Below are 26,309 nucleotides of genomic sequence, written 5' to 3'. Positions count from 1 at the left end.
CCATTACAGCACGATGAACGCATGGCTTCGCTGCACACTCGGCCCGTCCCCACCCCGATCCGCCCCGCGCACGAACACGGCTGGATCACGGAATCACGCCACGCGACGAGCGAGGGACGGATCGTGTACGTCCGCTGCACCGGATGCGGTGCGCGACGGGTCGACCTCGAATCCGCGGGAACGGTCCCGCCGCAGGCTCTGAGCGGCATCGTGCCGCAGAGCACGGCGATGCCCTAGCGTGGAGCGATGATCCCCGACCCGTGCTCGCGCTCCTCGGTCGCCCGCTTCGTCGACGGCGTGGGAGGCGGCGTCGTCGCCACGGTCGCATCGGACGGGTCGCCCGAGGCGGCGTTCGTCGGGCTTGCGGCGCTCGACGACGGCACCCTGATCTTCAACACCTCGGCGTCCGCGCGAAAGGTCGGCAACGTCCGCGTGCGCCCGCGCGTCGCGATCGTGGTGACGGATGAGCAAGAGGTCAGCGTGCAGCTCGAGGGCGAGGCGCGGATCTCGGAAGGAGACGACCGCGAACAGCACGGTCGTGCGTATCAGCGTCGATTCCCCGGGTCCCGCGCGCTCGACGACGGATTTTTCGTGATCGCGGTGCGCCTCGACTGGGTGCGCGTCTACGACGCCTCCCGGCGGCCGGCGGACGTCCGCGAAGCACGGTGGTGACGTCTCACCGCGCCACATCGGCCACACGGGACAGACCCGTGCTCGTGACGCGCAGCGCGCCCGAGGACCACGCCGACAGCTCCTCCTCGAGAGCGGTCATCGCCGGCTCGGGCATCCACACCTCGAACTCCGCCTGCGCCCCGTAGCGCGTCTCGCCGAGCGCTGCCGCGCCGCGTGCGACCCACTCGCGCAGCAGATTGTCGATGCGGCCGGCGTCTGCGTGCGGAACGGGGATCCGGGCCTGAACGAGCAGCGTCCGCTCCAGGATCGTGGCCAGATCCAGCGCTTCGGACACCGCGGACGAGTACGCGCGCACGAGCCCGCCGGCTCCGAGCTTCACGCCGCCGAAGTAGCGCGTCACGACCGCGACGACATCCGTCAGCTCCCGTCGGCGCAGCACTTCGAGCATCGGCACTCCCGCTGTCCCGGAGGGCTCCCCGTCGTCGGATGACCGGGCTCGGTCGCCGCGCAGCCCGGAGACCTGCGCCGAGCAGTTGTGCCGGGCGTCCCAGTGCTTCTTCCGGATGCCCGCGATGACGGCATCCGCCTCTTCCGTCGACCCGACCGGCGCGACGTGCGCGAGGAAGCGGGACTTCTTGATCACCAGCTCGTGCTCGACGGGGGCGCCGATCGTCGACGGATACGACGTCATGCGGTCAGGTCGGCGAGTCTGCGCACCGTGCGGAGGTTTCGTCCGGTGCCGGCGACCCCGAGCGCCCGGTCGAACACGGACTTCGTGAGTCTGGTGTTCTGCACCCCCGAGGCGTAGTCGATCCACAGGTCTCGTCCGATCAGGGCGATCCGCTCCCCCGGCACGAGTCTTCCCTCGAGCGCCTCGACCGCACCGTCGGCGGGCTCGGCGGCCAGGAACATCGCGTGCACGTACTTCTCGTCCCCGTCGCCGAACGGCAGTGCATCCAGCGCGGTCGTCAGTTCCTCGTGGGTTCGGGCGATGACCGGCGTGTCGACATCGAACGCGTCCGCGATCACCTTCCGGACCCGCTCGCAGGCCGCTGCGGCATCCGCCGGCGCATCGCAGATGATGTTGCCGCTGGCGATGTACGTGCTCACGTCCTGCAGGTCGGTCTTGGCAGCCAGTGCCTCGCGCAGCTCGGCCATCGGCACGCGGTTGCGCCCGGACACGTTCACGGCGCGCAGCAGGAGGACGCTGCGCATCACGGGACCAGTTCGGCGCCGGCGTGAGCCAGCTCGGCGAGAGCGGCCGCGCTGGAGTCCTCCCCGACGCCCGCCACGAGCCCGGTGAGGATCCGGATGTGCACGCCGTGCGCGATCGCATCCAGCGCCGAGGCCCTCACGCAGTGGTCGGTCGCGATGCCGACGACGTCGGCCGTGAGCACGCCGTGGGCGCTCAGGACGTCGGCGACGGTCTCGCCGTCCTCCGTGACGCCCTCGAACATCGAGTACGCGGGCCTGCCCTGCCCCTTGCGGACATGATGGGTCACGGCATCCGTCGCGAACAGCGGGTCGTACTCCGCTCCCTCCGTGCCGGCCACGCAGTGCACCGGCCAGGTGTCGACGAAGTCCGGCTCGTCCGCGAAATGGCCGCCGTTGTCGCCTTCGGCGTCGTGCCAGTCGCGCGAGGCGATGACGACGTCGTACTCGGCCGCATGCTCGGCGAGGTGCTCCGAGACCGCCGCGGCCACGGCATCCCCGCCGTCGACGGCGAGAGCCCCGCGCTCGGTGAAGTCGTTCTGCACGTCCACGATGAGAAGAGCCCTGGTCATACTCCGAGCGTACGCCGACGGCCCCGGTCCCGCACAGGGCGCCGGGGCCGTCGAGGAGATCACTCGTACGAGTAGAAGCCCTCGCCCGACGCGATGCCGAGCTTGCCCTTGTCGATGTAGTTCTCCTTCAGCCACGCGGCGATCTGCTGCTGGTGCTCGTCCCCGTGGACCGCGATGTTGTACGGGGTCGTGAGTCCGATGATGTCCAGGATCTGGAACGGGCCCTTGGGCGCTCCCGTCGCGATGCGCCAGACCTTGTCGATGTCGGCGGGCTCTGCGTAGCCGCCGAAGGCGAGGTCCTGCGCGGCGCTCAGGAAGGGCACGAGGAGCGAGTTCAGCAGCCAGCCCGGCTTCTCCTTGTGGATCGGGATCGGGACCATGCCGATCTCGGCTGCGAATTCGAGCAGGGTGTCGAAGACGGCCGGATCCGTGTCGGTCGTGGCCATGACCTCTCCGGTGTTGAACTTCCAGACCTGGTTCGCGAAGTGCAGGCCGACGAACCGGGCGGGGCGTCCGGTGTGCTCCTTGAGCGCGCTCAGGGGCAGCGTCGACGAATTCGACGCGAAGATCGTCTTCTCCGGCGCGACGGCTGCGAGCTTCTCATAGGTCTGCTGCTTGATCTCGAGCACCTCGGGGACCGCCTCGATGACGAGGTCAGCATCCTTCACGGCGTCCGCGAGGTCGGCGGAGCGGCGGATGCGCCCGAGCGCCTCGTCTGCCTTGCCCTCGGCTGCGCCCTCGACGCCGTCGGCGCGATACGTGTCGGCGAGGCCGCGGAATCGCTCCTCGGCCTGTGCGAGGGCTTCCTCGCTGATGTCGTATGCGGTCACCTCGAATCCGCTGAAGGCGGTCTGGTACGCGATCTGCGATCCCAGGACGCCGGTTCCGAGCACGGTGACATTCGTGATGTCGGTCATCGCCCTTCCTTCCCTTATTGTTCCGCGCGGGGTTCGGCGCGGAAACCTGTGATGATCTGGCCGATCTGACGCCGCAGCAGCGCGGCGTCCTCGGCGGTGCGCGGACGGTGCGCCAGCCGCGCGATCGCGAGATGCACGACGGCGAAGACCGCGCCGGCAGCCGCGGCTGCGGCCGGATCGCGGCCCGCAGAGCCGGCGAGAAGCTCTGCGATCCTGTCCTCGAAATCCGCGACCAGCGACAGTCCTTCGGCGCGGAACCGCTCGGTGGGCGCGCCGAACATCAGCTCCCGCTGGTACGCCGTGCTGTTCTCCGGATGCCCGGCCGCCCACTCGATCACCGGGCCCACGAAGGAGAGCACGGCCTGCTCGGGATCCGAGGCGGATGCCGCGTAGAGCGCACCCTCGTCGATGACGGCGCGGTACCGCTCGTTGTAGACCATGAGCAGCAGCTCTCCCTTGGAGGACGCATAGCGGAACAGCGTGCCCGCGGCGACATCCGCTCGGTCGGAGATCTGCTGAGTGGTGACCGCAGCGAACCCGTGCTCTTCGAAGAGCGCCGCCGCCGCTTCGAGGATCCGCGTCCGCTTCTCCTGCATGTTGCGGTCGCGCCGGCCGGTCATCTCGCCTCCTCACTACTGAGCTTGCTCATTAATGAGCATACTCCGTTTTTCCGATCGGGGCGCGAACGCAAAAGAAGAGGGACCCGGATGAACCGGGTCCCTCTTCGATCTGGAGCCGCCTGTCAGAATCGAACTGACGACCTTTTCATTACGAGTGAAATGCTCTGCCGACTGAGCTAAGGCGGCGTGCGCTGCGAACAGCGGCACGATCAACGATCTTACCCTGTCGGAGCGCCTACTGCGAAATCACTCGCAGCGTAGGCCGTCCTCGGGGACGGTGTCGTGGAGGAGGAACGCCTCGACCGCTTCGTCCACGCAGCGGTTGCCCTTGTTGTAGCCGGTGTGCCCCTCGCCCACGCGGGTGACGAGCACGCCCTCGTCGAGCTGCTCAGCGAGCGCCTCGGACCACGCGTACGGCGTCGCGGGATCGTTCGTGGTCCCCACCACGACGATGGGTCCGGCCCCCTCCGCGTGGATCTTCTCACGCGTGCCGGTCGGCGGGTACGGCCAGACGGAGCAGGAGTCCGGGCCCGACCAGTACGGCGCGACGGTCGGGGCCTTCTCGGCCAGGAGCTTCTCTGCGGCGGCCTCGGCATCCGGGTCGTCCTCGACCGGGTAGTCCATGCAGTTGTACGCCCGGAACGCCTCGGTCGAGTTGTCGAGATAGACGCCGTCCTCACGGCCGTTGTAGAAGTCCGCGAGCACGAACATCGTGTACGGGTCCCCCTGCAGCGCCTCGGTGAGGCCCTGCGTGAGGTAGGTCCAGCTGTCCTGCGAGTACAGCGCCGCGATGATCCCGGTCATCATCGAGTCGGCGCCCATCCGACGGCCGTCGCCGTTGTCGAGCGGACTGCGGTCGACGGAGGCGAGGAGGGCGCCGAGATCGGCCATCGCTTCATCCACGGAACCGTTGAACGGACACTCCCCGGAGTCGAGGCACGACTGCATGTAGGCGCGCAGCGCCGACTCGAACCCGACACCCTGCGTCGTGCTGACCTCGAGTCCGGGCGTCGAGGGGTCGATCGCGCCGTCCAGGACGAGTCGGCCGGCCTTCTCGGGATACAGTTCCGCGTAGGTGGCCCCGAGGAACGTACCGTACGAGAAGCCGAGGTAGTTGAGCTGCTGGTCTCCGAGCACCGCGCGCAGGAGGTCCAGGTCGCGCGCCGAGTTCACCGTCGTGATGTGGGGCAGGATGCCGCCGCTGTTCGCCTCGCACGCGTCAGCGAAGGCCTGGTGCGCACCCAGCAGCTCGTTCTCCCACTCCTCGGTTCCCCGCGGAGCCGTCGGGATGTCGTAGAGGTACTTGTCCATGTTCGCGGCGTCGAAGCAGGACACGGCGGTGGAGTCCCCCACTCCACGCGGATCGAAGCCGATCACGTCGTAACTCTCGATCAGATCCTCGCCCACGGCGTAGGTCAGGTTGTCGCGGATGAAGTCGACACCGCTCGCGCCCGGTCCGCCGGGGTTGGTCAGCAGCGACCCGAGCGGGGTGCCGGTGGCCTGGTGGCGGAGGACCGACAGCTCGATCGTCTCGCCGGAGGACGGGTTCTCCCAGTCCAGCGGCGCCGTGACATACGTGCAGTCGAAACCGTCGCCGCAGGGCTCCCACGTCAGGGGCTGGCTGTAGAACGGCATCAGCTCCTCGGAGACGCCCTCGGTGTCCGGAGCGTTCGTCGTGGACGGGCGCGGGGCCTGCCCCTCGGGGATCGCGGCGTACAGGCATCCGGACAGGACGAGGGATGCCGACACGAGGGCTGCGGCCGCTGCGGCGACACGACGCAGGCGAGAAGTCTTTCGGGTGTTCACGGTTTCCTCCCGCTCGCGACGGTCACGAGCAAGCTCTCCAAGGCCAGCAGCGCGGCGACGTTGCGCTCCAGCGATTCCCTGGTCTCGGTCAGGTGGTCCAGCACGACCAGCGTACGTGCCACCGGCCAATCCGCGGCGAGCGCGCCCAGCTCGGACGCCAGTTCGCGGTTGATCAGATCGTCCCCGCGTCCGTACTGCAGCATCACGACGTCGCGGTACAGCGACTGCAGGTCGGTGAGCACCCGGTCGATGCCGTCGCGCAGACTGCGGGTCGCACGCTTGCGCTGCTCGTCCTCGAGCGCGGAGATCTGTGCCCGCAGCGCCGGAGGCACGGCCTGCCCCTCTGCCACGCCGACGGTGCGCAGGAGGGAGGCGCGCTCGGCCTCGTCGCGTTCGGCCGTGAGCGCCTTGGCGTCGTCCGTGGCCGCCTGGATGATCGTCCCGGCGACCTCCACCGCGTCTCGGACTCCGCGCACGCCCAGGACGGAGCGCAGGGTGTCCTCCCGGCGACGACGGGTCGCGTCGTCCGTGGCGAGGCGCTGCGCCATGCCGATGTGACGCTGAGCATGCCTGGCCGCCTGCTCGGCGGTGGCGGCATCCACTCCGGTGCGCTGGGTGATGAGCCGTGCCACATCGTCGACGTCCGGCTCACGCAGGCGCAGGGCGCGCACGCGGGATCGGATGGTCGGCAGCAGGTCGGCCTCACTCGGCGCGCAGAGGACCCAGACCGTGCGCTCCGGCGGCTCCTCCAGCGCCTTGAGCAGAACGTTCGAGGTGCGCTCGACCATGCGGTCGGCATCCTCGACGACGATCACCCGGTATCGGCCGGTGGAGGGCGCGAAGTACGAGCGCTCGACGAGAGCCCTGGCTTCGGCGATCGTGATGATGACCTTGTCGGTGCGCAGGGCCGTCACGTCCGGATGGGTGCCCGCCAGGACCTGACGCATGGTGTGCTCGTCGTCGGCGCCGTTCGCGATGAGGGCCGCGGCGAACGCGTAGGCGAGGGTCGACCGTCCGGAACCCGGCGGACCGGTGATGAGCCAGGCGTGCGAGAGCGAAGCCGGGTCGGATGCCGCGGCACGCAGCGTCTCGACGGCGTCCTCCTGCCCCCACACCTCCGCCCACGGGAACGGGGCGACGGGGGCGGCGGTCATGGCTCCAGCCTAACCGGCGCCACCGACGTGACCCCGTCCGGCGGGTCCGCGCCACTGCCGCGGCCCTGCCCGCCAGTTCTGCGCCACTGCCGCGGCCCTGTCCCGCCGGTTCTGCGCCACCTTTCGGCATCCGCCACAGGAACTTACTGGCGCATACGTCGAGAAGTGGCGCAGAACGCGAGGAGGACGCGTCGCGGGAGGGACGCGTCGCGGGAGGGATGCGTCAGAGGAAGAACGCGTCAGAGGAGGGACGAGACACGAGCGCGGACCGCGTCCGCGATCTCGGACGGGGATGCCGCGGCATCCAGCACGAGGAAGCGCTCGGGTTCGGCATCCGCCAACGCGAGATACGACTCGCGGACGCGGGTGTGGAACTCGGCCTTCTCGGCCTCCAGCCTGTCGAACGGCTTGTCGTCCGCGTCGAGGCGTGCCCGGGCAGCGGTCGGATCGAGATCGAGCAGCACCGTGAGATCGGGGAGCGCTCCTTCGGTCGCCCACAGCGACAGTTCGCGGATCTCGGCGGCATCCAGCACCCGCCCCGCCCCCTGATACGCGACCGAGGAATCCAGGTAGCGGTCCTGGATCACGACGTCTCCGCGCCCCAGCGCGGGGCGGACGACCGTGGCGACATGGTGCGCGCGGTCCGCGGCGTACAGCAGCGCCTCCGCTCGTGGTGCGATGTCACCGCGATGGTGCAGCACGATGTCCCGGATGAGCTGACCGACGTCGCTGCCGCCGGGTTCGCGCGTGCGCAGCACCCGACGTCCGGCATCCGCGAGCCAGGCCTCGAGGAGGTTCGCCTGCGTCGTCTTGCCGGAGCCGTCCCCGCCCTCGAGGGTGATCCAGAGGCCGGTGCTCCCGGTCACGCCTTGGCCTTCGCGGCGGCGTTGGCCGCGCGGGTCGCGGCGGCCTTCTTCGCCGCTGCCGACCGTGCGGCCGCCTTCTCGGCATCCGTCTTCGCCGGCGCCTTCTTGTCCGGAGCCTTCTTCGTCGCGGACTTCGCCGCCGCCGTCTTCTTCGCCGCCGGGGCCTTCTTCGCGGCGGTCTTCTTCGCTGCGCCGCGCTTGGGGGCCGGCCCCTTGGCGCGCTTGTCGGCGAGCATCTGGACCGCGATCTCGAACGTGATGTCCTGCACCTGCTGGCCGCGCGGGATCGTGACGTTCGTCTCGCCGTCGGTGACGTACGCGCCGAAGCGTCCGTCGCGGATGCGGATCGGCTTGCCGCTGACCGGGTCCGCGTCGAACTCGGCCAGGGCGCTCGACGCGCGACGGGATCCCGCGCCGTACTTCGGCCGGGCGTAGATCTCGAGCGCCTGCTCGAGGGTGACGTCGAAGATCTGCGACTCGCTCTCCAGCGAGCGCGAGTCCGTGCCCTTCTTCAGGTAGGGGCCGAACCGGCCGTTCTGCGCGGTGATCTCCTCCCCGGATTCGGGGTCCGCCCCGACGATGCGGGGCAGGCTCAGCAGCTTCAGCGCGGTGTCGAGGTCGATCGTGTCGACGGACATGGAGCGGAACAGCGAAGCGGTGCGCGGCTTGGGAGCAGCCTCCTTCTTCGCGCCTCTCTTCTTCTTCGGCTGCTCGACGACCTCGCCGGTGGCCTCGTCGACCGCGGCGTCCTCGGAGACCGGATCGTTCTCCTGCACGTACGGACCGAACCGGCCGTCCTTGACGACGACCACCTTGCCGTTCTCCGGGTTCTCGCCGAGGACGCGGTCTCCCGCGACGGGAGCGTCGATGAGCTCCTGCGCCTTCTCGGCCGTCAGCTCGTCGGGGGCGAGATCCTCCGGGACGTTGACGATGCGCGGCTTCTCGTCCGGATGCGCGGGATCGGCGACCTCGAGATACGGTCCGTACTTGCCGAAGCGCAGGGTCGCGGTGTCGGTGATGCGCGTCGAGTTCAGTGCACGCGCATCGATCTCGCCGAGGTTGTCGACGACCTGGCGCAGCCCGACCTGGGCCTCGGAGCCGAAGTAGAACTCCTTGAGCCACTCGACCCGGTTCTGCTCTCCCCGGGCGATCGCGTCGAGGTCGTCCTCGAGGGCCGCCGTGAAGTCGTAGTCGATGAGGTCGGCGAAGTGCTCCTCGAGCAGACGGACCACGCTGAACGCGAGCCAGGTGGGGACGAGCGCCTGACCGCGCTTGGTCGCGTAACCGCGATCGATCACCGTTCCGATGATGCTGGCGAAGGTCGAGGGACGGCCGATGCCGTGCTCCTCGAGCGCCTTGACGAGCGAGGCCTCGGTGTAACGGGGCTTCGGAGTCGTCCGGTGCCCCTTCGCCTCGGCATCCGACATCCCGAGTTCGTCGCCGACGGCGACGGCGGGGAGGGACTGGTTCTCGGCGGCGTCCTGCGAGTTGCGCTTCTCGTCGCGCCCCTCTTCGTACGCCTCCAGGAAGCCCTTGAAGGTGTAGACCGTGCCGGAGGCGGTGAACTCGGCGACCTGGCCGGCCGCCTGGACGGACAGCGTCACGGTCGTGGTCTCGTACTTGGCGTCGGCCATCTGGCTGGCGACGGTGCGCTTCCAGATCAGGTCGTAGAGGCGCAGCTCTTCGCGGTCGAGCTGCGAGGACACGGAGGCCGGAGTGCGGAACGTCTCCCCGGAGGGGCGGATCGCCTCGTGCGCCTCCTGTGCGTTCTTGCTCTTGGACTTGTACACGCGCGGCTTGAGGGGCACGGCGCTGTCGCCGTAGAGGGACACGGCCTGACTCCGCGCCGCCTGCACCGCCTGGGTGCTCAGCGCCGTGGAGTCGGTGCGCATATAGGTGATGTACCCCTTCTCATAGAGGCGCTGGGCGACGCTCATCGCCTGCTTCGCGCTCATCGAGAGCTTGCGCCCCGCTTCCTGCTGCAGGGTCGACGTCGTGAAGGGAGCGTACGGGCTGCGCGTGCCGGGCTTCGCCTCGACCTTGGTGACGGTGCCGGTGCCGGCGGCGTCGACGGCACGGGCGAGCGCCTGCGCCTTCTCCTCGCTGAGGACGACGACGGCCTTCTTCAGCTTTCCGGTGTCGTCGAAGTCCGTGCCGCGGGCGAGCTGGCCGCCGTCGACGCGGACCAGGCGCACGCGGAACGCACTGCCTGCGGACGCTGCGGCCTCGACATCCCAGTAGTCGGCCGAGACGAACGCCATGCGTTCGCGCTCGCGGTCGACGATCATGCGGGTCGCCGCGGACTGCACGCGACCGGCCGACAGCCCCGACTTCACCTTGTACCAGAGCACGGGCGAGACGTCCCAGCCGTAGAGCCGGTCGAGGATGCGCCGGGTCTCCTGCGCGTCGACGAGCGCCAGGTCGAGCTCGCGCGTGTTGCCGACGGCGGCCTGGATCGCGTCCTTGGTGATCTCGTGGAAGACCATCCGCTTGACGGGGACCTTGGGCTTGAGGGTCTCCAGCAGGTGCCAGGCGATCGCCTCGCCCTCGCGGTCCTCATCCGTGGCGAGCAGCAGTTCGTCGGCGGACTTCAGGGCGCGCTTGAGCTCGGCGACGGTCTTGGACTTGCGGTCCGAGACGACGTAGTACGGGTCGAAGCCGTTGTCGATGTCGATGGAGTACTTCCCGTACGCCTTCTTGTCGGCGGCCGGGATGTCCTTCTTGTCGGCGAGGTCGCGGATGTGCCCGACGGAGCTGAGCACCTCGTACCCATCGCCGAGATAGCCCTGGATCGACCGCATCTTCGTCGGCGACTCGACGATGACGAGCTTCTTGCCTTCAGCCAAGGGTGCGTCCTTTCTTCGAAGCACACCATACACACCGCTGTTCGGATGTCTTCTCAGCGGCTGTGTGGAATCGACCGTCAGAATCCCTCGGGTGGCCCGGCGCGGGCTCGGGAGACGGCGTCGAGTCCAGCGTACTTCGCCTGGACGGTGACGGTCGCCACGAGACCGGCGAGATCGCACTGCGCGAGCTGCGCCCCGGATGCCGCGGCGACCCGCGCGGCGAGCGCGCACGGACCGTCCGCGGCCGGAACGGCTCCGGATGCCGCGTCGGCGGCGGCGAGAGCCGCGGCGTCGGCCGCACCGGCCACCCGCTGCGCGGTCACGGCCGCTCCCCCGACCGCGGCGAGCCCCAGGGAGAGGGTCGCCGCGATCGCGAGCACGCCGGCGGAGATGCTGGTGCCCGCCATCACAGGCCTCCGGCCAGGGCGCAGCTGGACGCCTGCAGCGGAACGGAGACGATGCGGCCGATCCTGACCTCGGCGCGCGCGGTCACGCAGGCGAGGTCGTCCTGGATCTGCGTGCTGACACGCGCACCGTCCACGGCGCGCGCCACGGCGGCTGCGGCAGCGGACGCCGGCTCGCCTCGACCGAGCAGTCGCGCGGCGTCGGCGGCGGCGTCCTGCAGAGTCACCTGCTGCGCCGCCGCTCCCAGCGCCGAGACACCGAGGAGGAGGACGACGAGGACCGCGGGAACGGCGACGGCCAGTTCGGCGGCCACCGTTCCCTCCTCGTCCCGGCGACGCACGCGCATCACGACACCGTGAGAGCCCGGCGCACCAGGTCGGTCAGGATGCCGCGCACCTCATCGGACCGCATGATCACCACCAGCAGTCCGGCGAACGCGACAGCCGCCATCGTCGTGATCGCATACTCGGCCGTCGCGGCACCGGACTCGTCGGCGAAGAGCCGGGCGGCCCTGCCCCTGGTCAGGGCGGGGAGCTTCTCGTTCCTGTTCATCATGTACCTCTTTCTTTCCTTCTTCTCTGGGTGGATCGCAGACGATCCGGGGCTCACAGGGGCGGCAAGGGCGTCGAGGCCAGCACGCTCAGCAGCAGCGGCGCGACGCCGAGCAGCAGGAACGACGGCAGCGTGCACACGCCGAGCGGGATGAGCAGCCGGCTGGACAGCCGCGCGGCCCGCAGCCGGCCGGCGATGCGGGCGTCCTGGCGCTCCTGCGCCGACGACGCTCGCAGCAGCTCGATGGCCGGCACACCGGCGGCACGGGACAGTTCCAGCACCCCGCCGGTCCGCGTCGAGGCCGCACTCCCGCCCGACGGGCTGTCCGCGACGAGGCGCAGCGCGCGTTCGATCGAGACGCCGCCGGCGAGCGCGACGGCGACGAGCTCGGTGTGCATGCCCGGAGTGCGTGCGTCCGGCTGCGCGGAGCGCACCAGCTTCGCCGTCCACAGTCGCGCCGCCAGGACGAGCAGCAGGCCCCCGACGACGCACGCGATCCCGATCGGATGCGTCGTGATCACCGTGAGGGTGTCGAATCCCAGCGCGAACCCGAGCAGCAGACCGAACGGCGGCATCCACAGCAGCAGTCGCGCGGTGCCGGCGGGTTCGGCCAGGGCGATGCGCACGTCGTCGGCGGCGGCCGCGGCATCCTGCAGCGTTTCGGCGAGCGAACGGAGGACGTCGGCCAGAGGCGCGCCGACGTGTGCGGCGATCTCCCACGCCGACGCGACGTCGCGCCATGCACCGCCTTCGGACTCGATGGCGACGGCGAGCGGTTGCCCGGCCTCGCAGCGAGCGACGACCCGTGCGGCACGGGCGTCGCCGGTGGCGGCGAGATGCCGCCAGGCGGCCAGCGGCGCCGCGCCCGCCTGCAACAGCACGGCGAGCATGCGCACCGTGACCGCTGCGTCGACGGCGGTGTCGGCATCCGGTGCCGTGCGGCGGGTCAGCGTCACCATGGTGCCGCCTCCTCGATGCCGAGCCGGTCTCCGCGCAGGACGAATCGGCCGGCGCTCTCGATCCGCCGTATGCCGTCGGCATCCCGCGCCAGGTGCAGCACGATCGTGAAGGCGCTGACGACCTGTCGCGCGAGCGCCGTCGCGTCCATGCCGGCGAGGGCTCCCAGCGCCTCCAACCGCGCAGGGACGTCGGCGAGCCCGGAGGCGTGCAGAGTGCCCGCGCCGCCGTCGTGCCCGGTGTTCAGCGCGGTGAGCAGCTCGCGCACCTCTTCTCCTCGGCATTCGCCCACGACGAGCCGGTCGGGGCGCATGCGCAGCGATTCGCGCACGAGACGGGCGAGCGTGATCCCGCCGGCGCCCTCGAGATTCGCCTGCCGCGCCTCGAGCGCCACATGGTGCGGGTGACGCGGCCGGAGCTCGGCCACGTCCTCGATCGTGACGATGCGATCCCGAGCGGGGGCAGCGGACAGCAGCGCGCTCAGCAGCGTGGTCTTCCCCGTTCCCGTGCCCCCGGTGATGAGGATGTTCGCCCTCCGAGCGACGAGGTCCTCCAGCCAGAGGCGGCGGCGTTCGTCGAAGCATCCGAGATCGCGGAGCCCGGACAGATCGCCGGCGTGCACGCGCGGGATGCGCACCGACAGCGCCGTGCCGGTGGCGGATACCGGGGCGAGCACGGCGTGCACCCGGATGCCGTGCGCCAGGCGGACATCGACGCAGGGCGAGCGGTCGTCGAGGTGACGACCCCCGAGACCCACGAGCGCGACGGCCAGGTCGCGCACCTCGCGCTCGGAGGCGCACCATCCCGCCACCGGCTCGGCACCACGGCCCCTGTCCACGAAGAGCCCGTCGGCGCCGTTGACGAACACGTCGGTGACCGCCTCGTCCGCGCAGTGCACGGCCAGCGGACCGAAGGCGGGATCGATCGCGACGGCCTCGGATCCTCCTCCAGGGCCGAGCGGGGCGATGACGAACGGCGTGGGCATGCGTCGACGCTAGAAGGCGGCGCGGCGCTGCGGAGGGGCGGAATCCGCGATCTGTGCAGAAGAGATCGGGAGCAGGATCTCGTGCAGAGCGAGTGACTTCCCGCGCCGCAGGGAAGCGGCCGAGAACGGAATGGGCGGCACCTCACGGGGGGAATGAGATGCCGCCCACGACGCGCCCCGATCGGGGGAAAGGGGACACGCCAAGGCCGGAATGAGAATTCGGCTGTCGTCGAGTGTACGTGTCGACACCGTCCTGACAAAACCCGCGCCGTTACCGACTTTCGGCAGTACTCGACGTCGGGGGTGCACACTAGATTCACCGTGTCACGGTCGTGTGCCCTGCACGACCTCGTCCGCTGCAAAGGAGCGCGTGCATGAGCAGCCAGATCGATCATCTCCTCGACGAGACCCGCCGGTTCCCGCCGTCGCCGGAGTTCGCCGCGGATGCCGTCGCGAAGCCGGAGCTCTACGAGCGCGCCGCCGCCGACCGCGAGGGCTTCTGGGCCGATCAGGCACGCGAGCTGCTGCACTGGCACACCCCCTTCACCCGCGTGCTGGACTGGTCGAACCCGCCGTTCGCGAAGTGGTTCGACGACGGCGCGCTGAACGTCGCCTACAACTGCCTTGACCGGCACGTCGAAGCAGGAAACGGCGACCGCGTGGCGCTGCTGTGGGAGGGCGAGCCCGGTGATTCGCGCCGGATCACCTACGCCGAGCTGACCGAGGAGGTCAAGCGCACGGCGAACGTGCTCGCGGACCTCGGCATCGGACACGGCGACCGCGTCGCCATCTACCTGCCGATGATCCCCGAGGCCGTGGTGTCGATGCTCGCGATCGCCCGGCTCGGTGCGATCCACTCCGTCGTGTTCGGCGGCTTCAGCGCCGACAGTCTGCGTTCGCGCATCGACGACGCGGGCGCCAAGCTCGTCATCACCGCGGACGGCGGCTACCGGAAGGGTCGCGTCTCGGCGCTCAAGCCCGCCGTCGACCAGGCCCTCTCCGATCGCGGGGACGGCGAGCAGAAGACCGTCGAGCACGTGCTCGTTGTGCGCCGCGGCGAGAACGAGGTCGACTGGGTCGACGATCGCGACATCTGGTGGCACGACGTGGTGCCCGCGGCATCCGCGGATCACGAGGCCGAGGCCTTTCCGGCCGAGAATCCGCTGTTCATCCTGTACACCTCGGGCACGACGGGCAAGCCGAAGGGCATCCTGCACACGTCGGGCGGCTATCTCGCCCAGGCCGCCTACACGCACCGCAACGTGTTCGACCTGCACCCTGAGACCGACGTGTACTGGTGCACCGCCGACATCGGCTGGATCACCGGTCACAGTTACGTCACCTACGGGCCGCTGGCCAACGGCGCGACCCAGGTGCTCTACGAGGGCACACCGGACACCCCGCACCCGGGCCGCTGGTGGGAGATCATCGAGAAGTACGGCGTGACGATCTTCTACACCGCGCCGACCGCGATCCGCTCCTTCATGAAGACCGGCCGCAGCATCCCGAAGAAGTTCGACCTGTCCAGCCTGCGACTGCTCGGATCCGTGGGCGAGCCGATCAACCCGGAGGCGTGGATCTGGTACCGCGACGTGATCGGCGCCGGGAAGACGCCGATCGTCGACACCTGGTGGCAGACCGAGACCGGCGCCATCATGGTCTCTCCCCTGCCCGGCATCACGGCCACCAAACCCGGATCGGCGCAGGTGCCGCTGCCGGGCATATCGATCGACGTCGTGGACGAGGCGGGCGCGGAAGTCGGCAACGGCAACGGCGGGCTCCTCGTCATCACCGAGCCGTGGCCCAGCATGCTCCGCGGCATCTGGGGGGACCCGGAGCGCTACGTCGAGACGTATTGGGAGAAGTTCGCCGATCAGGGCTATTACTTCGCCGGAGACGGGGCCCGCCTCGACGAGGACGGCGACCTATGGCTGCTGGGCCGGGTGGACGACGTGATGAACGTGTCCGGACACCGCCTGTCGACCGCCGAGATCGAGTCCTCGCTCGTCGCACACGAAGCGACCGCCGAAGCCGCCGTCGTCGGCGCCGCCGACGAGACGACCGGTCAGGCGGTGGTCGCTTATTGTGTGTTGAAGGAATCGTATCTGGCGAAGCACGGCACGGGTGACGATCTGATCGCGTCCCTGCGTCAGTGGGTCAGTGACCAGATCGGGCCAATCGCGCGCCCGCGGGACGTGTACATCGTCACGGAGCTGCCGAAGACTCGTTCGGGCAAGATCATGAGGCGACTCCTCCGCGACGTTGCTGAAGGGCGCGAGGTCGGTGACACACAAACCCTCGCCGACACGATGGTCATGAGCACCATCAGCGAGCAGGTGTCACGACGCCCGTAGGCACGTCACCACACGTCACCAGCGTCGCTCTGGCGAGGCTTCACGAGTGGGACGCATCATTACGCCGCCTTGAGGGTCAACGTCCCAGATCGCGAGCCAGCACCACGGTTCGAGCCTGAACCCAACGAACCCCTCCGTACACCGGTAGCTCAACAGCATCGGGCGGAGGGGTTCGTTGCTGGAATGCCTCGTGAATGTGCGACACGCCCGCGGGTAGCGGTTCATCTTGCGTTTACAGGTTCCGTTAGGTTATGAGCGGACCCCTACCCCCTTCCCAAGGAGAGCTAATCGTGGCCGGAGCCATCTTTCGCGTGATCGACCTGTCCCCCGTCGAGGATGAGAGCGAGGCCGCGGAGGCCGAACTTCTTACCGACGTTGAGCTTGTGGCGCGTTACGCTCCCAAGCTCGACACGACCAAGGCCAGCAACGCATCTCTGATCGATGAGTGGATCAAGGGCTTCGTGAAGAACGAGGCGATCCAGGCTGGTTTCGGCGTTCGGGTCGAGAAGGTGGACTCGCGCCAGGTGTTCGATCAGCGCCTTGAGAACTTCCAGAACCTTGAGCGTGAGACTCGTGAAGCCAAGAAGGAGTTGGTGGCGGCTCTGCGCTCTGTGCTCTCTGACATCACGGCTGAGGACATTGCCGAGGGTGAAGTCCACACGATCACCGCGAACGGAAAGCTCAAGGTTGGTGTGGTCGAGTCGTTCATCGCCAAGTCCAAGGTTCCGGCCAAGGACATGATCGAGAAGTACGGTGACGACTTCTCCTCGGAGGTTCGGGACGAACTCGTGAAGCTCCAGAAGAAGCGCTCCGAGGAAGCGGCCAAGCGGACCGCCGGTAAGCGCTGACCTCGCGTTTTAACTTCTCTCACGCATGACCTCCGATCCGCTTGAGGATGTTCTGCCCGCCCTGAAGGAAGCTGTACGGCAGGGCGGGTGGGACGCCCTTGCGAGTCTGCCAAGCCTAGGTGAGAGCTTCGATTACGCACCAAAGTTCCCACTAGTAAATGTCCGACTGCCGCTTCAAGACCTAGCCGATGCGATCCCCGTTGGACACACAGGTGAAGAGTTCATCCCTGCCTTCAAGTCCTTGATCGAAGCTCTCTCGAAGGGCGATCAGTCGCTCGTGAAGTTGCCCGAAGGCGTCACGGGTGAAGAGCTTAGGCAGGTCTGGAACGAGGTAACACTCTGGCAAGACTCCGGCGCTTTCCTGCTTCAGAAGGTACAGTTCAGCAAAGAGTTGGCGAAGGCACACATAGCCGCTCAAGGTTTGGATCGAGTCTTGCTCGTGCTCGATGAGGACTTCAGAGTCATCGTTGGCTTGGAGTATTTCTGGGCGCTCTCCGAGATGGACGAATACGAAGCCGTGCCGGTTGCGATCCTGAGGAACGCGCCGTTTGATGCGGGCTTCCGCTACATCGTCAGCACGGAGGACGAGACTAAGAAGACCTTCCGCAAGAACAACCAGCTTCAAGAGGCCCTGATTTCCGCTTCCCCGGAAGAGCGTGAGGCCTTCCGCTCCGTCGGCTTCTTCTTCCTCCCTGAGAAGATCACCCTGACGTGTTCGCCAGCGACCCTTGATCGGCTGGGAACGCTGATCAGAAAACAGCTTGGAGGGCGCACGAAGCTCGATCCGGCTCAGATGCTCTATGTGGAAGCCCTACGCGAGAAGATCCTTGACGTTCGAGAGAGGATGATCCGCGAGGGTAAGACTGCGGGCGGAGTGGTTGAGAAACTTCAGCTACACCTCAAAGAAGAGCGCGAGATGCTGGACCGCGGGGCCAAGATCGAGGCGAAGAAGGGTTGGCGCTGGGTCGTTGATGAGGACGGCCTGTATCGGCATCCCGCAATGCCTCGCTACCGCTTCAAGGTTCAGGAGCCGGAACCGCGCTTGGAGGCTACTGTCGAGACAGCGGTTGAGGATCCCTACCTCATGTCGGCCAGTCAGTTCGTGATCCTCGCGCGAACTCACTTCGGCCTAGACGCTGAGGAAGCCACCGCACTTCATGGTGCTGAGTCTGCGGAGGCCTTCAACCGCAGACTCAAGCGTTATGTGAAGGAAGCGCCTCAGGTTGCGCCGAAGCTCACGGGTGAGCCTAGTGAGGCTGAGCGGGCGAATCAGCGCGATCGGTTGGCTTTGTGGAGCCGTGAGCTATAGCACCAGATCGTCTAGGTTCGCGCCATCCTTGAGCACTAGATCCTTCTCGATCTTGCTGTAGCTGACCTCGTGATGCGGGCGGCTGTACTTCCAGACCGGCTCAGCCACGGACGGGTACAAGTTGTGAGGCACGCGCGCCTTCGCCAGGGTGCCGCGGTACTTGCTCATCTCAATCTCCTCAAGCGGAGGCGCCCCCTTGAGCTTGGCAATCTCCCTTAGCTCCTCATCGTCGCCCTCCTGCTTAAATGCCTCTGTCATCCCGCCCGCCTGAGATTGAGTGTCAGGCGTCTGGTAGGAAACGATCTTGCTCGACAAGTTCACGTAGCCGTGCCAGAGGTAGTCCAGCGAGTAGATCACGTCATCGTTGAAGCGCGCCCGCCAGGGAATGTCAATCGCCGTGTTGATGCGGATACAGGTGTAGGTCTTGCTCAGCGAGAAGTGGCTGTTCTTCCCGTGGTTGTGAGCCATGCCAGCCTTCTCGAACTCAGCGAGGCCGAGGTTGTCGTACTTGTCCAGCAGCCGCTCGTACAGCTCGAAGACTTCAACGATGTTGAGGCGTTCTTCTCCCCGCGCGTAAACACCCTTCTGGAAGTGGAAGGCGTCTACGCCGAAGCCAAGAATGTCATCGTCCATCATCCAGCAGTGGCTCTCACCGCGTTCCCGCGCGAAGTCAATGAGAGCGTTGCGAGCAGGACCAGGGCCGGTGGTCTTGTTAGGGTCCCACCCCTGCCCGTCCTCATACATGAAGCCCTTAGGGTTCCTGTACTCGTGGTAGGGCTCCTTATAGGTGTCCACGTCGAACATCAGAACGTGACGCTCAGGCTCAGGGATGCCTTCTTCATCCAGGGCTCGCACGTAGTTGGCGTAGTCGAAGGGCTCCACCACGTAGAACCACTTGTCCATCCCGTACCGTTGAAAGTGCTTGTGAGTGGACATGGTGCGGAACCGTCCACGAGACGGGATATAGATCGAGTCCATAGCGCGAGTCTAACTTACGTACACCGGTAGCTCTGTGCTCTTCGGTGACTTTCGCGCTGTTTTAAAACTCTTCCAAGTTGGGCTCTTCCCCCCATACCCCCCACCACAAGTTATATGTCTATGCCGAGTATGTTTTTACTCCCCCACTATGCCGAGTATGTTTTTTTGCTAGAAGAGGTTGCTCTTGAGTAAGCCTTAGAGTCACCGCCAGCGGTCACCAGACGCAGCCAGAGCGAGCTTCCTGAGCCTGACGCATAATCACACGATCTGGGAGCCGACGAGCGGAGAACGCGAGCCAGCGCGTCGGCAGAGCGTACACCGGTAGCTCAGAGCGTGCCAGGCTCGACGCCCTTGTAGAAGGCTCCATTGATCTTCGCAAAGAGCACGATAGCGCCGGTGGCCGTAGTGGACTCATGAACTTCACCCTCAAGGAAAGAAGTTGGGCCACCCCAATGCTCAATCTCGGCAGCCACAAGCTCAGCGGAAGTCATCAGCCTGAGCGGCCCATAGGTGGCAGTAGCTTCTCCCTCATCATCACCGTGATAGATCGACGTTACGTAGAGCCCGTCATCTTCTGAACGAGTCTCGTACTTAACAGAGTCCGCCATATCCGTGCTGAAAAGCTTAGGGAAGTAAGAAGTCGTGGTCGTCATGGGGTCCACTAAACATGGTTCTCCAGCAGAGTCAACGAGAGTGCGTAGATTCGCCAGAAAAGCCCGTGCTGAAAAGTGAGCGGAGAACCGAGCCAGCTCCGATTTCTCGAAAAAAGTACGGTAGAACCATAGTTTCTTAGGTAGGGAAAAAAGTACGGTAGAACCATGGTTCTTTCGGTGCTCGTTTCAACCGCGGGTAGTCGTACGGCTTTAACGCTTTTTGAGCGGAGAACCGAGCCAGCTCATCTCCGAGAACGCACAACAAAGCCCCCGTAGGCGCGAAACCTACGAGGGCTTTGTTCGTTGAAGTGAAGGGAGCGACCTTAGCCGAGCTCCCGCGCGAGCTGGGTGGTCATGTCCCGCACGGACTTGAACGCCTCGGCGTACTTGCGCTCGGCCTCCTCCTTGGTGGCGCTCATGTAGGGAAGGCGCCGACGCGCATCGGCCTGGAGCGTGGACAGCTTGAACTTCAGCACGCGGAACGCCTGCGTGATCTCCTTCATGTCGAACTCCGTCTCCTCGACGGCGACGGCCTCGTTCTTCGTGGTGGTCTCGTTCTTGGTGGCGGTAGCCATGATGATGCTTCTCCTTCTGTTGGATGATTGGTGTCTGATTCGGTGTGAAGTTTTGGGTGGTGCTGGTTTGGGCAGGACTGACTTTAACCGGACTCTCCAGAAGCGCAACTCTCCCTGGAACTTTTTCTAGATTCGTTCCTGGAGGCCCATAAGACTCGTGAGGCTAGGACGTGCTCTAAGGTCACCAGACAGCCACCCGCATCATTCATCGTTCAGTGGAGGAAGCCGTGCCAGATCGTCACTGGTGACCTCTGGCACGGCTCCCACGCGCGCGGGTGTAAATGTCGTAGCCGCCGTGTACTTTGGCAGTACATGGACCTCAACAACTACTGGGCCGCCTACCACTCGACCCTCAAGAAGATCGCTGATGAGAAGCCTCAGACCTTTGACTCGCTCAAGGGTCTTCTCGACGCTTTCCATGAGCCTTCAGCCGGTGACGCCTTCTTCCCTGGCGGTGCTGACGAGACCCTTGGAGACGCGCTTTACGAAGCTGGTTGGCGTATCGATTGGCGGGAGGGCGACTACCTCTGGGTAGCGACCTCGAGGACCGGCGAGACCATCACCTACATTGAGGGCGACGTGTACCGGGGGAACAAGCTCGACTCTTAGAAGGGTTCCGTACACCGGTAGCTCAAGCACACATAGAAGACGCCCCGCACCTAGAACAAGTGGTGCGGGGCTTCTTCGTGCGTTCTGCTTACTTCGGGAAGGTCTCGATGTTTCCTTCTTGGTCGTGTAGTACGCACATCTCATAGGGTTCACCTGTCTCCGGGTCGATGAACACAGCTTCATCAATGTAGACGTGTCTGATCATTTCTTTCTCCACCCCCCTGTTCCGTCTTGGTACCACTGGTCGAACGCCGGACGATGTAGCTCAATGAGCATGTCAATCATCTCATCGGCGCTCCTAGAGGCGTCGGGCCAAGTAGCGTAGTCCTCGCGGTTCTCGTAATAGTCAGCGTTGTTCCTCACGTCAACTTGCTCGCGCCACATCTCCTTCAGATAATCACGAGCCTCCTCGGCGTCCCACATGAAATCTTCGCCAACTATGCGCTCTTTCCAGTAGTAGTCCGCGAAGTAGTCGATACTTTCACGGTAATACTCGACTGTCTGCGGGGACACTTCGGACAAGTAGAGTCTCAGAACATCTGACTTGACCCCGTACTCGGTAACCATGAACCTCAATGCTCGAATAGGCTCATCACCCATGTCGCGCATAATGCGGTAATGATCCGCACGTTCCTCTGAGGCCTTCAACCAGCCCGGCTTATCTTCACTCACGGTCTCCATCTTAGCTTCGGCCTCCTCACTCACGTTCCGTACACCGGTAGCTTCTGCCTTTGCTTCCCGTTCCTCCAGAAGCCCCTTTACGTGGTCGCGGAACACGGACGGAAGGGACTCGATCAGTTTGTCTGCCCTCTCCCGACGATTCTCATCTTCTGCTCGATGAAGCTCAACGAGCAGAAGCGAAAAGTCCTCCATGAGCGGCGTTAGCTCGATCTTCTTCTTCGGAGTGTAAGAAGCGTAGAGGTCGGGGTGTTTGTCCTTGACTGCCTTCAGGAGGCGTTTCGGCACGTACGGATAGCCTTCGAGGAACTTCGCAACCATTTCGCGGTCATGTCCAAACGCGGCTATCTTCCTCATGGTGTCTTCGTCGGACTCAGAATAGACGACCGAGTTGACTAGCGTGATTGGAGAGTCTTCACTCACGGTAGCCTTCCCAGTTCTAGGATCGAATCGCCACCCGAACTCGCCTTCTATGACTTCGCTCCTCTCCCCCTTCACTCTCTCCTTCAGGGTGACGCGCCTACCGTCCATCCTGAAGACACTCGTGCGGCGACCGGTGATCGCCATGAACGTGCCCTTGCTCTTATCCGGCACGATTTTGGTCTCGCGGTAGGTGTCGTCAGCGATCCAGCGCTTGAGCACACCGCCGCCAGCTTCAGCTATGCCCTCAAGCCCGTTCCTGTGCTGAGCATCGCCTATCGGGCATAGCGTCACTCCTTGGCCTTGACGCACGCGCGCTCTACAGCGGGTCCAGTCACCGCTTCCTGTCTTGTGGTAGCTCACCATGATTGTTTCTCCTTTCTGTTGGCTCGCGCGGTAGCTGCGAGCTGGTTCTTGAACTCGTCGGCGTCCAGAGTGAGAAGAGCCGGAAGCGGTTGCTCCCCTGCGCTGGCTTCGTCTCTGTCGCCCGTACTCGTCTCGGCGGGTGTTTGTTCGTCCGAGTCAGGAAGCTCGTCCAGATCGTCACTGGACGGCGCTGGCGGCGTGCTCCTGCCTGAGGCTGTCTCAAGCTCACGTCTTGCCTTCTCGTCGCGTGCCTGTGAGCGCTTGTGGAGCCATGTCAGGAAGTCCGGCACGAGCCACCACGAGAGGAAGAACGCCGCGATCAATCCCACGTAGCCCTTTGGAGCCGACGAGAGCATCCCGACCGCGCCGATGAAGTCTCCGCCTGAGACCGCTCCCAAGAACTCGTCCGTCCACTGCTTATCTGGCGCAAAGAACGTGATCGCTGTAGCCAACGGCTGACCGTGAACGGCTTCGAGCACTCCCCAGATATCCTCACTGTCCTTGCCACCGCGAGGCTTAAACAGGTCGGGGCGGTCGTTCGCGTCTCCTTGAGTCGTGTACGTGCCATCCTCGTTGACGGCGACGATACGGTGAATGAAGGGCGATCCGCTTGGATTGTTAATCCCGATCACGGTTCCCTCACTGAGGGTTTCGCCGTGGTACTGCTTCATAATCACAACGTCGCCCTGATTGATCGATCCAGTCATCGATCCAGTGAGTACCGTGCTGTAGCTGTACTTCTGAAACACGATCTGAACCGCCGGCACTGCCGCGAAGAGCACGCAAAGCAGTGTGGCAATCTGCGCGATGAGTAGAACGATGGCGCTTAAGTCAAAGGCACGTTGTTTCAAAGTGATGCGGCGATTGAGCCTCTTCTCTTCGCGTGCCAGATTGGTTGCTGGTGTAGCCTCCATAGCTAGCCTCCTTGTTGGTTGTTGGTACGGCGAATATCGACTTCCGTACACCGGTAGCTCACGCGCACGCTAAGAAGCCCCGCACCTATCGAGAATCAGTGCGGGGCTTCTTGGTGGTTATGGATTACTCGGCAGGATCAGTGACCGAAACCGTAGTCTCGATGCGCTGTGCCTCAGTTCCAGAAGCGTCCAGAACGTCAGATTCAGGCAGCACGTAGATCCCGGATTCGATCTCCTGACCCTTGTCAAGGAAGTATGCGGCAAGATCAGAGCGGCCGTTACCGTCAACAGCGCTCAAGGTGAGCACGCTAGTGAACCGAGCGGCAAAGTCTCCTACGGCGGAAGCGTCCCATTGAGAGGCGTCCGCAGCCGGAATGAAGTTCACGTTAACCTCGAAGGTCTCCCCCGGCTGAAGGATCGCAGCGGGGTCGTCCGGGAGCATCATGAATCCGAAGGTTAGGAACTCGCGGAGAGTGACGGACTTACCGTAGCTTCCTATGCCATCCTTCGCTAGGCCGTCTGTACCCATCACGAAGAAGTTGATGTACACGAGCGTCTGATCAAGAACCGCGTCAGAGAACTCCTCGGCTACGGCGGTACCATCCTCGATGTGGAAGGCCACGTGACCCGCTTGAGCTCCGGTGTTCTGGCCTTGAATAATGTAGTTGGGTGAGATGTCAGCTCCGGGGCTAACGTCCACGTCGATCAAGTCTGAAGTGACGTGCTCGATTGCGTGATTGACACTCGCTCTAACCTCGTGACCCTCAAGCTTGTCGATTGCGGTGAGCGATGCGAGCCCGCCACCCACGAGGGCGAGAGCGGACACAGTGCCCACGGTGCCGAGAACCATGACTCGTTTGCGGTTGTTAAGTACGTTGCTGAATGACATTGTTTTTCTCCTTGGAGTTTGCGTCTGGTGGTAGAGCCTCCTTAGGCCTCAGACGTAGGGAATATCGTTAGGGGGTCAGTTCTCCGCAAGCTCTTCTGCCTGGGGAGCACTGGCTTTTAGGCATCGCGCGAAGTGCTGGATGAGGGCATTAACCTCCTGAGTCTCGATGCTGGGATCGTTGATCAGAGCCCGATAGAGGCCCTTCATCCATTCCTCACGGTGCTGACGGGCGTGCTCGATGGTTGCGTCGGTATACATTTCCTTTCTCCTTGTGTCGATTGTCGGTAGTAGTTGGCTTATGAGCGTGCTTGCTTGCTGTCGGCGTCGTCCAGGCGGCCAGTAGCTTCAACGCGCCGTTGCTTGATGTGGAGCGCCAGCTTGTGAGCGAAGACGAGTTCACTTAGCGCTGTTTGTTCCGCGAGGTCATCGCTGGCTTGCTTGCCGAGGGCGGTTAGCTCCTTGATGATGGCCTTGAGCCGCGCCTTAGGACGGAAGGAAGCCTTGAAAGCAAAGTGCTTCGTGTTCTCCTGAGGGTCACGGTGTAGGGCATAGCTGTTGGAGGAGTTGTAGCAGAAGCCTTCCTTGGCGAGTTGCTTGCTGATGTAGCGTGCTTCGAGGAGGAGGGCTTGGACCTCGTTCTCAGTCCAAGCGATCCACTCCTTCTTGAAGTTCTCTAGGCCGTAGCTTCTCTTCTCCTGGTCGAGGTAGTTGCTGGAACCCATGTAGCTGGTCCAGGCCTCTCCCGGCACGTGCTTGTGCTCCCCGATGTAGACGGTGCCTGTAACGAGATTCGTGATCTTGTAGATGTAGCCGTAGTGCTCACTTAGCTCGGCTTCGGTCGGTGGTGCGTATTCGGTCATTTCCTTTCTCCCCGTGAAGGGGCTAGGTGGTAGTGCTAGCCGTTGTTGGATGATTGATTGAGTTGTTGGTGTGGGTTACTTCTTGGCGGGCTTCTTCTGAGAGCGAGCCCACTCGTCGCGGTCGATGTAGGGAGCGGCGTTGTAGAGTCCGAGCACACGATGAATGGTGCTTCGACTCACTCCCTTCACCATGTCCCCTATCTGCTTTGGTGAGTAGAGACCAGTAGCCCAAAGCTCCTTGACTCGTTCAACGTCCTTCGCAGTGAGCTTCGGTGGTGCGCCGAACTTCACGCCTCGCTCCATTGCGGCCCTCTTGCCCTCGGTAGTGCGGGAGACAATCAGTTCACGCTCAAACTCAGCAAGAGCGCCGAAGATGTGGAGCATTAGCTTAGAAGCGGCATCATTGGGCTCATAGTTCAACGAGTTGTCGAGGGCGCGGAACGAAGCTCCGAGTTCAGCGAGTTCCATTACCGACTCGATAAAATCCTTGAGTGAGCGGCTGAGGCGGTCGATCTTCGTAACAACAACCACGACCTCTTCCCCCTCTTCTCGCAACTGTCGAACTCGGTCAAAAAGACTGCGGAACTTTGGTGAGCGAGCGTTGCGAGTGCCGCTCATGGTTTCCTCGAATACCTCGGAGCAACCAGCATCCTTGAGGCGCTGTACTTGATTGTCCGTGTTCTGCCCTGTAGTCGAGACGCGGGCGTACCCTAGTTTGACGGTCATGATGTTTCCCCTTAGTCGATTAGGTTTGCGGTGAAGATGTCGGTAGTGAAGGTGGCTTCGAGCTGAACGAAGACATTGACGGCTTCAAACTCGGGATCCTCGGTCTCGGGCCACTCGATGCTGATGGCGTAAGCAACGGTCTCTCCCACTTCCACGGGATTGCCGTCCGCGTAGGCCGCCATCGTTTCGGAGTCAGCGAAGTCGCGCAGTGAGACCGTGACGCTTCGGTGGTCGTCCTGAAGACTCGTAATGGTTACTTGGGCTTCATCCACGAGCGCGTAGCTCGCGGCGTTGGCCTCGAGGACGCCGCCGAACAGGTGAACGGTGCCTGCCGCCGCACCCGTGTTCGTGAGGACGGCTGTAGTCTCGACCGGCGCACCACCAGGCATGAGCACACCTTCAAAGGCGGCAGTACCCTCCTCGAAGGTCACCCCGTACTCACCGGCTTCAGTGGCCTCCATCAGTTCGTGGTGGGCGGCCTCGGCTTGCTCTGCCTGAACCTTGGCAGGAGTTGGGAGCGCGGCGACAATCATGACAGCGATCACGAACAGAGCGGCCCCGACTATTCCGCCAAGGATGGTTGCTAGGAGTCTCATCTCTTCCTC

Annotated in this window: 30 protein-coding genes and 1 tRNA gene; 6 read left to right on the top strand and 25 right to left on the bottom strand. The window is 64.8% G+C overall.

Annotated elements, in window-relative coordinates:
• Positions 1-21 precede the first annotated feature (21 nt).
• A complete protein-coding gene (locus KYX17_RS00490) occupies positions 22-237 on the top strand; it encodes a hypothetical protein (protein ID WP_243224594.1) in 216 nt (71 codons plus the stop codon).
• Positions 238-246: 9 nt separating this feature from the next.
• A complete protein-coding gene (locus KYX17_RS00485) occupies positions 247-672 on the top strand; it encodes a pyridoxamine 5'-phosphate oxidase family protein (RefSeq protein ID WP_243224593.1) in 426 nt (141 codons plus the stop codon).
• A gap of 4 nt (positions 673-676) precedes the next feature.
• On the opposite strand, the gene KYX17_RS00480 is transcribed toward KYX17_RS00485, so the two are convergent.
• The 15 genes from KYX17_RS00480 to KYX17_RS00410 all read right to left on the bottom strand — a co-directional run bounded on the left by KYX17_RS00480 (position 677) and on the right by KYX17_RS00410 (position 13,525).
• Positions 677-1,324: a YigZ family protein gene (locus tag KYX17_RS00480; protein WP_243224592.1), complete on the bottom strand. Its 648-nt coding sequence runs from the start codon at positions 1,322-1,324 to the stop codon at positions 677-679.
• The gene (locus KYX17_RS00475) at positions 1,321-1,848 is read right to left on the bottom strand and encodes a DUF1697 domain-containing protein (protein WP_243224591.1); all 528 of its coding nucleotides are present in this window, start codon (positions 1,846-1,848) and stop codon (positions 1,321-1,323) included. Before KYX17_RS00475 ends, KYX17_RS00480 begins: the two co-directional genes overlap by 4 nt.
• A complete protein-coding gene (locus tag KYX17_RS00470; protein ID WP_243224590.1) occupies positions 1,848-2,417 on the bottom strand; it encodes an isochorismatase family protein in 570 nt (189 codons plus the stop codon). Before KYX17_RS00470 ends, KYX17_RS00475 begins: the two co-directional genes overlap by 1 nt.
• A gap of 59 nt (positions 2,418-2,476) precedes the next feature.
• Positions 2,477-3,334: a 3-hydroxyacyl-CoA dehydrogenase gene (locus KYX17_RS00465; protein WP_243224589.1), complete on the bottom strand. Its 858-nt coding sequence runs from the start codon at positions 3,332-3,334 to the stop codon at positions 2,477-2,479.
• A 14-nt stretch (positions 3,335-3,348) separates the two neighbouring features.
• Positions 3,349-3,954, bottom strand: a complete 606-nt coding sequence (locus tag KYX17_RS00460) for a TetR/AcrR family transcriptional regulator (RefSeq protein ID WP_243224588.1) — start codon at positions 3,952-3,954, stop codon at positions 3,349-3,351.
• A 110-nt stretch (positions 3,955-4,064) separates the two neighbouring features.
• Positions 4,065-4,140 (bottom strand) — tRNA-Thr (locus tag KYX17_RS00455).
• Positions 4,141-4,200: 60 nt separating this feature from the next.
• Positions 4,201-5,760, bottom strand: coding sequence for an alpha/beta hydrolase (locus KYX17_RS00450; protein ID WP_243224587.1), 1,560 nt, complete (start codon positions 5,758-5,760; stop codon positions 4,201-4,203).
• Positions 5,757-6,914 carry a DNA polymerase III subunit delta' gene (locus tag KYX17_RS00445; RefSeq protein WP_243224586.1) on the bottom strand — a complete coding sequence of 386 codons (1,158 nt, stop codon included), beginning with the start codon at positions 6,912-6,914 and terminating at the stop codon, positions 5,757-5,759. The genes KYX17_RS00450 and KYX17_RS00445 overlap by 4 nt, the downstream gene beginning before the upstream one ends.
• Positions 6,915-7,153: 239 nt before the next feature.
• Complete coding sequence (gene tmk, locus KYX17_RS00440; RefSeq protein ID WP_243224585.1) at positions 7,154-7,780, bottom strand: dTMP kinase; 627 nt, start codon at positions 7,778-7,780, stop codon at positions 7,154-7,156.
• Positions 7,777-10,626: a type I DNA topoisomerase gene (gene topA / locus KYX17_RS00435; RefSeq protein WP_243224584.1), complete on the bottom strand. Its 2,850-nt coding sequence runs from the start codon at positions 10,624-10,626 to the stop codon at positions 7,777-7,779. The genes tmk and topA overlap by 4 nt, the downstream gene beginning before the upstream one ends.
• A 77-nt stretch (positions 10,627-10,703) precedes the next feature.
• On the bottom strand, positions 10,704-11,033 hold the full coding sequence (locus KYX17_RS00430; RefSeq protein WP_243224583.1) for an Rv3654c family TadE-like protein: 330 nt from the start codon (positions 11,031-11,033) through the stop codon (positions 10,704-10,706).
• Positions 11,033-11,344, bottom strand: a complete 312-nt coding sequence (locus KYX17_RS00425; RefSeq protein ID WP_243224582.1) for a TadE family type IV pilus minor pilin — start codon at positions 11,342-11,344, stop codon at positions 11,033-11,035. Before KYX17_RS00425 ends, KYX17_RS00430 begins: the two co-directional genes overlap by 1 nt.
• Positions 11,345-11,376: 32 nt before the next feature.
• Positions 11,377-11,586 carry a DUF4244 domain-containing protein gene (locus tag KYX17_RS00420; RefSeq protein WP_243224581.1) on the bottom strand — a complete coding sequence of 70 codons (210 nt, stop codon included), beginning with the start codon at positions 11,584-11,586 and terminating at the stop codon, positions 11,377-11,379.
• Between the two features lie 50 nt (positions 11,587-11,636).
• On the bottom strand, positions 11,637-12,542 hold the full coding sequence (locus KYX17_RS00415; RefSeq protein ID WP_243224580.1) for a type II secretion system F family protein: 906 nt from the start codon (positions 12,540-12,542) through the stop codon (positions 11,637-11,639).
• Entirely contained in the window at positions 12,536-13,525 is a 990-nt protein-coding gene (locus KYX17_RS00410) for a TadA family conjugal transfer-associated ATPase (protein ID WP_243224579.1), read from the bottom strand. Before KYX17_RS00410 ends, KYX17_RS00415 begins: the two co-directional genes overlap by 7 nt.
• A gap of 374 nt (positions 13,526-13,899) precedes the next feature.
• On the opposite strand from KYX17_RS00410, the gene acs reads away from it, so the two are divergent.
• The 3 genes from acs to KYX17_RS00395 all read left to right on the top strand — a co-directional run bounded on the left by acs (position 13,900) and on the right by KYX17_RS00395 (position 18,036).
• Positions 13,900-15,879, top strand: coding sequence for an acetate--CoA ligase (acs, locus tag KYX17_RS00405; RefSeq protein ID WP_243224578.1), 1,980 nt, complete (start codon positions 13,900-13,902; stop codon positions 15,877-15,879).
• Positions 15,880-16,169: 290 nt separating this feature from the next.
• A complete protein-coding gene (locus KYX17_RS00400; protein ID WP_243224577.1) occupies positions 16,170-16,727 on the top strand; it encodes a hypothetical protein in 558 nt (185 codons plus the stop codon).
• Positions 16,728-16,752: 25 nt separating this feature from the next.
• Positions 16,753-18,036, top strand: coding sequence for a hypothetical protein (locus KYX17_RS00395; protein WP_243224576.1), 1,284 nt, complete (start codon positions 16,753-16,755; stop codon positions 18,034-18,036).
• On the opposite strand, the gene KYX17_RS00390 is transcribed toward KYX17_RS00395, so the two are convergent.
• The 3 genes from KYX17_RS00390 to KYX17_RS00380 all read right to left on the bottom strand — a co-directional run bounded on the left by KYX17_RS00390 (position 18,031) and on the right by KYX17_RS00380 (position 20,242).
• Positions 18,031-19,014 carry a hypothetical protein gene (locus KYX17_RS00390; RefSeq protein WP_243224575.1) on the bottom strand — a complete coding sequence of 328 codons (984 nt, stop codon included), beginning with the start codon at positions 19,012-19,014 and terminating at the stop codon, positions 18,031-18,033. The two genes, KYX17_RS00395 and KYX17_RS00390, sit on opposite strands and share 6 nt — an antisense overlap.
• A gap of 326 nt (positions 19,015-19,340) precedes the next feature.
• Positions 19,341-19,667 carry a hypothetical protein gene (locus KYX17_RS00385; protein ID WP_243224574.1) on the bottom strand — a complete coding sequence of 109 codons (327 nt, stop codon included), beginning with the start codon at positions 19,665-19,667 and terminating at the stop codon, positions 19,341-19,343.
• 323 nt (positions 19,668-19,990) lie between these two features.
• Positions 19,991-20,242: a hypothetical protein gene (locus KYX17_RS00380; RefSeq protein ID WP_243224573.1), complete on the bottom strand. Its 252-nt coding sequence runs from the start codon at positions 20,240-20,242 to the stop codon at positions 19,991-19,993.
• A 312-nt stretch (positions 20,243-20,554) separates the two neighbouring features.
• Here KYX17_RS00380 and KYX17_RS00375 point away from each other — a divergent pair, with 312 nt between their 5' ends.
• Positions 20,555-20,851: a hypothetical protein gene (locus tag KYX17_RS00375; protein ID WP_243224572.1), complete on the top strand. Its 297-nt coding sequence runs from the start codon at positions 20,555-20,557 to the stop codon at positions 20,849-20,851.
• A 201-nt stretch (positions 20,852-21,052) separates the two neighbouring features.
• Here the strand turns inward: KYX17_RS00375 and KYX17_RS00370 are convergent, their stop codons facing one another.
• From KYX17_RS00370 to KYX17_RS00340, 7 genes are all read right to left on the bottom strand, one after another.
• Complete coding sequence (locus KYX17_RS00370) at positions 21,053-22,315, bottom strand: hypothetical protein (RefSeq protein ID WP_243224571.1); 1,263 nt, start codon at positions 22,313-22,315, stop codon at positions 21,053-21,055.
• Complete coding sequence (locus KYX17_RS00365) at positions 22,309-23,229, bottom strand: S24/S26 family peptidase (protein WP_243224570.1); 921 nt, start codon at positions 23,227-23,229, stop codon at positions 22,309-22,311. The genes KYX17_RS00370 and KYX17_RS00365 overlap by 7 nt, the downstream gene beginning before the upstream one ends.
• A 124-nt stretch (positions 23,230-23,353) precedes the next feature.
• On the bottom strand, positions 23,354-24,118 hold the full coding sequence (locus KYX17_RS00360) for a hypothetical protein (RefSeq protein ID WP_243224569.1): 765 nt from the start codon (positions 24,116-24,118) through the stop codon (positions 23,354-23,356).
• 75 nt (positions 24,119-24,193) lie between these two features.
• Positions 24,194-24,376: a hypothetical protein gene (locus tag KYX17_RS00355; protein ID WP_243224568.1), complete on the bottom strand. Its 183-nt coding sequence runs from the start codon at positions 24,374-24,376 to the stop codon at positions 24,194-24,196.
• A 38-nt stretch (positions 24,377-24,414) separates the two neighbouring features.
• Positions 24,415-24,978, bottom strand: a complete 564-nt coding sequence (locus tag KYX17_RS00350) for a GIY-YIG nuclease family protein (RefSeq protein ID WP_243224567.1) — start codon at positions 24,976-24,978, stop codon at positions 24,415-24,417.
• A gap of 75 nt (positions 24,979-25,053) precedes the next feature.
• Positions 25,054-25,704, bottom strand: coding sequence for a recombinase family protein (locus tag KYX17_RS00345; RefSeq protein ID WP_243224566.1), 651 nt, complete (start codon positions 25,702-25,704; stop codon positions 25,054-25,056).
• A gap of 11 nt (positions 25,705-25,715) precedes the next feature.
• Positions 25,716-26,300, bottom strand: coding sequence for a hypothetical protein (locus tag KYX17_RS00340; protein WP_243224565.1), 585 nt, complete (start codon positions 26,298-26,300; stop codon positions 25,716-25,718).
• Positions 26,301-26,309: the final 9 nt, after the last annotated feature.

This window comes from Microbacterium sp. CIAB417 (assembly GCF_022788845.1).
The sequence above is the reverse complement of the archived record's forward strand: the minus strand, read 5'-3'. Positions and strand labels throughout refer to the sequence as shown.